This window comes from Halobacillus sp. BBL2006 (assembly GCF_000786645.1).
Classification (GTDB): Bacteria; Bacillota; Bacilli; order Bacillales; family Halobacillaceae; genus Halobacillus.
Map to the genome: position 1 here is coordinate 1 of NZ_JRNX01000509.1, position 2,728 is coordinate 2,728.

The 2,728-nt window shown below is 44.1% G+C and carries 2 protein-coding genes, 1 tRNA gene and 1 other annotated feature; all 3 genes read left to right on the forward strand.

Annotated features, from left to right (window positions below):
• Window positions 1-202: 202 nt before the first annotated feature.
• The 3 genes from pdxT to LD39_RS14955 all read left to right on the forward strand — a co-directional run bounded on the left by pdxT (window position 203) and on the right by LD39_RS14955 (window position 2,728).
• Window positions 203-793 (forward strand): pyridoxal 5'-phosphate synthase glutaminase subunit PdxT, encoded by a 591-nt coding sequence (gene pdxT / locus LD39_RS14945; protein WP_035548851.1) that lies wholly within the window; start codon window positions 203-205, stop codon window positions 791-793.
• Window positions 794-832: 39 nt separating this feature from the next.
• Window positions 833-1,059: a binding site (T-box leader), on the forward strand.
• Between the two features lie 51 nt (window positions 1,060-1,110).
• The gene (gene serS / locus LD39_RS14950; RefSeq protein WP_035548855.1) at window positions 1,111-2,385 is read left to right on the forward strand and encodes a serine--tRNA ligase; all 1,275 of its coding nucleotides are present in this window, start codon (window positions 1,111-1,113) and stop codon (window positions 2,383-2,385) included.
• A gap of 254 nt (window positions 2,386-2,639) precedes the next feature.
• Window positions 2,640-2,728, forward strand: a tRNA-Ser gene (locus LD39_RS14955).

Below are 2,728 nucleotides of genomic sequence, written 5' to 3' on the forward strand. Positions count from 1 at the left end.
GATGTTGACTTATCGTACAGAAGCGAGGGAAGTCTCGCTAGTCGCTAGGAGCCGCAACCGGATAACAAATGAAGTTCGACTAAGAACGCAACGTCCTGTTGCAACGTCGAACTGACCCTCGTCGTGAGGGCCCAAGTGTGGAGGCGACTTAGTCCCTTCTCACTAAGTTATTTTCACTGTTTGAGAAAAGGAGACATGCATCATGACGACAATCGGTGTATTAGGACTTCAAGGAGCATTTCGTGAGCATGTTCGTTCTGTTGAAGCTACAGGAGCAGAAGCTGTTGTAGTGAAAAGGAAAGAGCAACTTGAAGAAATTGATGGTCTAATCATTCCTGGAGGCGAAAGCACAACCATTCGTCGCCTGATTGATAAATATGAATTTCTTGAGCCGATCCGTCAGTTCGGAAAGCAAGGCAAACCGATCTTCGGTACGTGTGCTGGACTAATTCTTCTTGCATCTGAAATCGATGGTTCCTATGATGTGCACCTCGGTGTGATGGACATTAAGGTTCGTCGAAATGCCTTCGGTCGTCAGCGAGAAAGCTTTGAAGCAGACCTTGATATTGAAGGCGTAGCAGAAGGATATAATGCTGTCTTTATTCGAGCCCCTTATATTGAGGGTGTCGGAGAAGATACAAAAGTTCTGGCTACGTATGATGGGCATATCGTTGCTGCTCAGCAGGATCAATATTTGGCTTGTTCTTTCCATCCTGAATTGACAGATGACCATCGTTTGACGGCTCATTTTGTCCAGATGGTAGAAGAATCCAAAAAAACACTTGCATTATAACTGTATTTCAGCTAATCTTATGTAACACAATAGCTAATAAAGAACGCGATGATAGGAACTAGTAGCGTAAAATTCTTTTCTAAGAGAGTCAGTGGCCGGTGAAAACTGATAAAAGAGTTACGTGAATCCATCCTTGAGTGTCCAACTGAACATTAAGTAAGTTGGAACGGCCCTCACCGTTATGAGATAAGCCGGAAGATCGGTATGTCGATCTTCAATCTGGGTGGTATCGCGGGAAGCATAAAACTAAAGCTCTCGTCCCTTTTCATAAGGGACGGGGGCTTTTTATTTTATACAAAATAAAAGGAGGATTTGCCATGTTAGATATGAAATACTTGCGTCAAAACTTTGATGAAGTGAAAGAAAAATTGAAAAATCGCGGAGAAGATCTCTCAGACCTTGATGCCTTTGGTGATTTGGACGTTCGCCGCCGTGAATTGATTCAGGAAACTGAAGAACTTAAAGCTCGTCGTAATGAAGTTTCTAAAGAAATTTCTCAACTGAAAAAAGCAAAAGAAGATGCAGATGATAAGATCAAGGAAATGCGTGAAGTCGGAGATCGTATTAAGACACTGGATACAGAACTGAAGGAAGTAGAAGAAAAGCTTGAAACCATGCTTTTATCTATTCCTAATATTCCGCATGAAAGTGTTCCGGTAGGAGAAGATGAAGACGATAATATCGAAGCAAGAAAATGGGGAGAAGCCCCTGATTTTGACTTTGAGACAAAAGCACACTGGGATGTAGCCACCGACTTAGGGATATTGGATTTCGAGAGAGCTTCAAAGGTCACAGGCAGTCGTTTTGTCTTCTATAAAGGCTTAGGTGCCCGTTTAGAGCGCGCCTTACTTAACTTCATGATGGACCTGCATGCGGATGAACATGGCTATGAAGAGATGCTGACACCGCAAATGGTGAACCGTACATCCATGACAGGTACAGGACAGCTTCCGAAGTTCGAAGAGGATGCGTTCAAAATCGAAGGATGGGACTATTTCTTAGTACCAACAGCTGAAGTTCCTGTTACCAACTTCCACCGTGAAGAGATTTTATCTGCTGAGGACTTGCCGCAGAAATTTGTAGCCTTCAGCACGAATTTCCGCTCTGAAGCGGGATCTGCTGGCCGTGATACTCGTGGACTCATCCGTCAGCACCAGTTCAACAAAGTCGAGCTCGTGCAACTCGCGAAACCCGAGGAATCTTATGATGTACTTGAAGAGCTGACAGGACACGCAGAAAAGGTACTCCAACTATTGAAACTACCTTATCGTGTGATGAGCATGTGCACAGGAGATCTTGGTTTTACTGCTGCGAAAAAGTACGATATCGAAGTATGGATTCCGAGCCAGGAGACGTACCGCGAGATCAGCTCTTGCTCTAACTTCGAGGATTTCCAGGCTCGTCGTGCCGGTATCCGTTTCCGTCGAGAAGAAAAAGGGAAACCGGAATTCGTGCATACCCTAAATGGATCTGGATTAGCCATCGGACGTACGGTCGCTGCTATCTTGGAAAATTATCAGCAAGCAGATGGTTCTGTTGTCGTACCAGAAGCCCTTCGCCCTTACATGGGTGGAAAAGAAGTCATTCAATAAGATGAAAAGGGAACCCGGTGGTGGTTCCCTTTTTCTATAGGCTTGAACGGTCTTTCAAGCAGTGAAAATGGATCAACGTAAACTAAGATAAATGAGTCATCTAAGGTTAGAGATTGACTTCAGAATAGCGCATTAGTATAATAACCAAGTGGTAATGGAAGAAATGTCGATAGAGGAAATAATTTTTAAAAAAATCTCCTGAAATAATTGACGGATTAAAATTACCATGGTATTATATTCATTGTCGGTCACACGGAGGAGTACCCAAGTTTGGCTGAAGGGAGCGGTCTTGAAAACCGCCAGGGGGTTAACGCCCCGCGGGGGTTCGAATCCCTCCTCCTCC

Excerpts from the sequence above, each read along its gene's own strand:
- pdxT (WP_035548851.1), top strand. The coding sequence starts at position 203 with ATGACGACAATCGGTGTATTAGGACTTCAAGGAGCATTTCGTGAGCAT.
- serS (WP_035548855.1), top strand. The coding sequence starts at position 1,111 with ATGTTAGATATGAAATACTTGCGTCAAAACTTTGATGAAGTGAAAGAA.